Annotated in this window: 5 protein-coding genes; 1 reads left to right on the top strand and 4 read right to left on the bottom strand. The window is 49.9% G+C overall.

Features of this window, described 5'->3' with window-relative positions:
• Positions 1-263 (top strand): hypothetical protein (locus Q0294_RS02795; protein ID WP_299460706.1); only part of this gene is annotated, 263 nt, incomplete at its 5' end.
• 26 nt (positions 264-289) lie between these two features.
• On the opposite strand, the gene Q0294_RS02790 is transcribed toward Q0294_RS02795, so the two are convergent.
• From Q0294_RS02790 to Q0294_RS02775, 4 genes are all read right to left on the bottom strand, one after another.
• Positions 290-1537 carry an MFS transporter gene (locus tag Q0294_RS02790; protein WP_299460704.1) on the bottom strand — a complete coding sequence of 416 codons (1248 nt, stop codon included), beginning with the start codon at positions 1535-1537 and terminating at the stop codon, positions 290-292.
• A 386-nt stretch (positions 1538-1923) separates the two neighbouring features.
• Positions 1924-2748: an ABC-2 family transporter protein gene (locus tag Q0294_RS02785; RefSeq protein WP_299460702.1), complete on the bottom strand. Its 825-nt coding sequence runs from the start codon at positions 2746-2748 to the stop codon at positions 1924-1926.
• 78 nt (positions 2749-2826) lie between these two features.
• Entirely contained in the window at positions 2827-3858 is a 1032-nt protein-coding gene (locus tag Q0294_RS02780) for an ATP-binding cassette domain-containing protein (protein WP_299460700.1), read from the bottom strand.
• 115 nt (positions 3859-3973) lie between these two features.
• Positions 3974-5041 carry a hypothetical protein gene (locus tag Q0294_RS02775; RefSeq protein ID WP_299460698.1) on the bottom strand — a complete coding sequence of 356 codons (1068 nt, stop codon included), beginning with the start codon at positions 5039-5041 and terminating at the stop codon, positions 3974-3976.
• Between the last annotated feature and the right edge of the window lie 237 nt (positions 5042-5278).

Genomic DNA, 5278 nt, shown 5'->3' with positions numbered 1-5278 from the left:
CCGAATATTCAAATTACCAGAAAGACGTGATCAAACGCTACTATGATAATCGTGAATCGATCGATCAACAAAAGCTCTCCGAACTTTGTACCAACCTGTTTTTGACCGAAGGTAAGAAAAAAGAAAAACTTTGGGAAAAGGCCCGTGAAATCATGGAACGTCTCAATGTACCCCCCTCACGCATTAATCATGTTCTCAAATCTGCTGACCCCGCGGTCCTGGCAGAAGTGGTACAGGATCTTGAATCGGGCGCGATTGGTTGAGACAGGCACAGAGTGTTTGAACTCCGTCAGTCGATGGCGTCTTCCAGAGTGACACAAAGTTCCTGAGGGACAGCCACATCTTTGCTGACGCTACGGTTTGCAGTAACAGTGTAAACCGCAGCCGTTAAAGTCATGATCGACGCAGACGTATAGAACATGGGAACGATTCCCCAGGTGTCGATAATAGTTCCCAGAATGGGAGCAAAGATGATGGCTCCGGCGTCGAAAAAGCCGAGTACAATGGTGGTGCCGGTGCCTCGATAGTGCTTGGGGAAAGATTCGGTTCCCAGTGAAACTACTGCGGGGAAGAGCAGGGCATGTCCAAATCCACACAAAATGGAAGGGCCAATCAATTGCCATTCCCGTGTGATGGAAGGGAGAATGAGATGTCCGATGGCGTGTCCCATCAGACCCAGCGTAATCATTGAGTTTCGACCGACCGTCTCACCCCAGCGTCTTGTCAGAATTCGAATGAAAAAGGCAGAGACAGCGTAGCCGGCAAAAAACGTCCCAATTCCTCCCAGCCCGCGCTGAGTAACAAAGCGGGTTAAAAAGACACTCACGACCGTAAAGCTGAGCCCCATCATAATAGCGACGACGACCACCTGGCCGGGCCAGTAGCGGAACAGCAACTGGTGGGCGGCTGGCGTTACCTTGGGCCTGCGATGAATGTCATTGCGCGTGACTGCAAGGACAATGGCAAAGTAAAATACCCCCAGAATCGCAGGGATGCCAAACAGGGCATAAAACTGGTCATTTCCGGGTGGAAACCATTTAAGCATAAAGTCACTGGCCTGGGTTCCGAGAACCATTCCGACAAAGCCGCTACTGCCCAGGCTGCCAATGACTTCCGTTCTGCGATGATGCGGGACGCGTTGCTGAATGTGCACGACGGAGCAGGTAAACATCCCTGCAATTCCTGTCGCGAAGAATGTCCTTAACGCGAAGATTTCCCAGCCCAGTGATCTGCAGTATGCCATTCCGCCGGCACCGATCACAAAAATGACTGCGGAGAGAGCCCAGAGTCGTCTCACCCCGTAGCGGTCAATACCCTGACCCAGGAAGAAGCGGGCAATTAATGCCACGAAGACGCCACAACTTACAATATCACCAACGAGTTCTTCGGTTCCGCCCAGGTAGGTAATCAAATCTGCAAAGCGAAACGTGAGGGCATTCGCGGTAACCAATAGGACATTCGCCAGATAACAAAGCCAGAACAGCCGGTTATAGATGGGCTCCTCGTCATCAGTGGGAACTATCGGGGTAATAGACATGTGATTTTTTTAAATAAGGTTGGGGCACTTTGCCGTAATTAAGAATTCCCGCACGCGGGCCCGTTGATCAGAAATCCCGGGCAGGGGAAAAAGTTCCACGATCTTTGACTCGTGTACATGAGACCGACAGGGGAACAACCTGTAGACACCACAAAACGGATCTAAGTTCGTAATCCTGAGGAGGGCAGAGACTTTCATTCAGCAGAATGCGATCAAATGAAAAAAGTACACCGGACCCTTCACGGCCATTTTAGCAGACAGGCACTCATCCGTCTAAGGGAGAAATATGAAACTTTGCAGTAGATTCGCCAGAGCCGCAAATAATTGTTGTGATTTTGCGTCCCCATTTGATGGTTTAGCGAAGCGGATAGCCCTGATTTGCTGAATTATCCACCGAAAGCGCTGTAGCGCCTGATTCCCCGCTGAAACGCGATGCGATTTAAAGAAAACAGAACGCCGATCCAGACAACTTCAATGGACAATTCGAAAATGAGTTCCTGATGCGAATATTTTCCCAGAATCACCGTTCCCGGGAAATAAGCCAGGTATTTAAACGGCAGCATTTGCATCCAAGAACTGAGAGGCTCTGGAAATAGATCAAGCGGAATCATATGTCCGGAAAGAAAGTAGTTTAACATCATGTAGATGAAGATCAGCGAACTGACTTCCAGAAACCAGAACGCAATGAGCCCGATCAGTGATTCAATTAAGAAACCGACCAGGAACGCCATCATCAGTGACAGCATCCACACCGTGATCGTAAAGGCGTCTGGCCAGCCCGCAAAGTAGTGGCGGCAGAGATAAAACACAAGAATAAACGGACCGAGGGCGACAAGATAATAAACCAGTTTATGAGCCACGCGTGCCCAGAACAGATACCCCAGCATATCGATGGGTTGTATTAAGTATTTCTTGATGGTGCCGTCCCGCACATCGTTGGCAATTCCGTTGGCCAGTCCCGGCATACTGGAAAACGCCCGTCCTACCATCACCAGCAGGTAATAGGCAACCATTTCGTGGTAGCTGTAACTCTTGATGGACTTAATGGGAGAACTGGTATGAATTCCATAAATGGCTCCCCACAGGAAAATTTGAGTCACAATGGGAAGGAAACGAATCAAAGTGGCAAAGACGAAATCCCCCCGGTAGACGAGTCGCTCTTCCACAGACGTCGTTAAGATAATCCAGTTGGTTCGCAGGCTGGCGATCATATTCTTGATATCAAAAAGTTGTGCTCAAAATACTGAGGCAGACAGATCTGCCGTTCGGGTCTACTTCAGAGATCGATTTTAATCGGATGTAGAATGCAGCACATTTTTCTCGTTTTGAGCTTGGGCCGCTTCATTTTTTTGTTCGGTGAAAACTTCCGCGATGACTTCTTCCAGAGGTCTTTCCTGAACACCTACGTCCAGAATACGATACCTGGAAAGCAGGTTAGTGAGAATTTCCGGTATTTTATTTCGCGGGACTTTCAGTTTGACATGCGGTGCTTCACATTCAATGACTTCTCCCCACTGTGAAAAGTCCCGGGGCATATCATCGCCGTCGAACTGGACGTCCATGATTTTATAGTTGCTGAACCGATCGAGAATATCACTTAAAGGACCATCGTGTTTGATACGGCCCTGATTGATGATGATGGCACGTTTGCAAAGTGCTTCCACATCTTTCATGTAGTGACTTGTCAAAACGACGGTGGTTTTCTGTTCGACCTGATAGTATTTCAGGAACTCCTGCACGCGCCGTTGAGAAACCACGTCCAGACCGATCGTCGGTTCATCGAGCAGTAAAACATCCGGTTTGTGGAGCAAGGCAGCGATGAGCTCCATCCGCATGCGTTCCCCCAGTGAAAGTTCCCGCACCGGTTGGCCGATCAGATGCCGCACTTCGAGCAGGCTCGTCAATTCATCAAGGCGGCGTGTGTATTGTTGCGGATCGATCCGGTAAATTTCTTTGTGCAGGCGAAATGATTCCTGGGCTGGCAGATCCCACCAGAGCTGGTTTTTTTGCCCCATCACCAGCGAAAACCGGCGGCGGTACTCATTTTCACGTTTCCAGGGGACATACCCCAAAACGGTTGCTTCGCCGGCCGAAGGGAAAATGAGCCCGGACAGAAGTTTAAGGGTGGTGGTTTTACCGGCACCATTCGGGCCGAGGAAGGCAACGATTTCACCCTGTTCAATGGAAAAACTCACATCAGAAACAGCGTGAACCGTTTTATAATCGCGCCGCCACAGCCCTTTGAGAGAAGCAAAGACCCCCTCTTTTTTTTGATAGACTTTGTACGTTTTTTCAAGATTTTTGACGACGATGGCATTCATGTCGTCATCTTACGGTACCCGTGGTTTCCGGTCGAGCGACAAAGCACAGGTTTCAAAAAAAACAGAAGCGCCAATCATGTCTGACAGGATTGGTCTGGGGCTGGCAGCTGGCGTATCATTCTTCCTGTTTTGAGAGGGCTTTGCGGATTTGGCAGGCGATCAAGGGGTCACACATCGCCGCAGTTGCCAGGTGAGTCGCTTGTGCGCCGGCGGCAAGAAACTCTTTGACATCAACGGCAGAGCTGATACCTCCACAGGAGATCAGATCGGGACGGAAAGCCCCCGCAGGCAGTTCCTGAATCAGTTCCGTGAAGATTTTGAGTTGCGTGAGCGATGCTTCTTTCGTTGCTGCACCACAGATACCACGCTGTTCGCCTCCAAACAGTAATTTTCCCTGATCATCGCTGACTGAGGTTGCCACGCTATTGGTCATTACGATGCCTGAAGCGTAGGGTAAGATTGCCTGCAGGAATTCCTGAGCCTGTGTTTTGTCAGGCACATGTCCGATCTTGATAAGATAAGGGACGGAACCTGTCACCTCTTTCACGCGGCTGGCAACCAGGGATGCGGCCTCTGGTTGCTGATAAAGCTGGCCATCTCGCGTGCAGACGTTCGGGCAGGAGAAGTTGGTTTCAATACAGTCGGCCCCGCTTTGAATGGCCCACTGCGCGCACAATGCATAATCGTCGGCTAAATCTTCCAGCGACCACCCGGGCTGTAGACTGCCGACCACAGAGACGGACAGGATTTTTTCAGCGGCAAGCCGAGTTCGGGTTTGTTCGATGTCTTTTCGCCAGGCATCCGGCGAAGCGGACGGCATGCCAAAGGAAACGGCCCAGCTCCCCTGCATGGTTTCAGAGATCGAGACCCGTTGTTCGCCTCCCTGCAGCGGAGTTGTGTTGACCGGTTGTAAATTGGGGAGCGGGTAACATTCGCGGAATGTGGATCGGACCGTTTTATAAGTGAGGACATCAAATCCCAGACTGGCATAATACAGCACCCATTTTCCATTCAGTAAAGGTCCTGCCGGGATCCCCAGCGGAGAAGGAACCGGCATGCCACAAAATGACCAGTGACCAGGGACAACTTGTTGTTCCAGTTCTACGGGTTCGGGAGCGTTTTCGTAATTCCATTGATAAGTTTGCTGAAGATCATAACGTGGTAATTGCTGTGAACTCTGCATTTGGAAACCTGAACGGTAAGGCTGATATACGATTTTAAACGAGGTTTAATTAAAGTGTAACAGTCGTTGCCTGAGTATGACAGGTTCATGCAGATGAAAAGACGTTGTTGAAAAAGTGGACCGACCAAAAAAAAGCTCCGAACCCAGTAAAGGGTCCGGAGCAAGGGGGGAACTCAGCTTCAAACAGATTATCGTTGAACTGTATTCGTGTTTTTGAGAACGTTCATGTAGTCGACG

It is taken from the genome of uncultured Gimesia sp. (genome assembly GCF_937919775.1).
Classification (GTDB): domain Bacteria; phylum Planctomycetota; class Planctomycetia; order Planctomycetales; family Planctomycetaceae; genus Gimesia.
Note: the sequence above shows the minus strand (reverse complement) of the source record. Positions and strands in the feature narration are given on the sequence as shown.

What these genes read in the sequence shown, in the direction of transcription:
- Q0294_RS02790 (WP_299460704.1), bottom strand. Translation starts at nt 1,537, where the DNA reads ATGTCTATTACCCCGATAGTTCCCACTGATGACGAGGAGCCCATCTAT.
- Q0294_RS02785 (WP_299460702.1), bottom strand. Translation starts at nt 2,748, where the DNA reads ATGATCGCCAGCCTGCGAACCAACTGGATTATCTTAACGACGTCTGTG.
- Q0294_RS02780 (WP_299460700.1), bottom strand. Translation starts at nt 3,858, where the DNA reads ATGAATGCCATCGTCGTCAAAAATCTTGAAAAAACGTACAAAGTCTAT.
- Q0294_RS02775 (WP_299460698.1), bottom strand. Translation starts at nt 5,041, where the DNA reads ATGCAGAGTTCACAGCAATTACCACGTTATGATCTTCAGCAAACTTAT.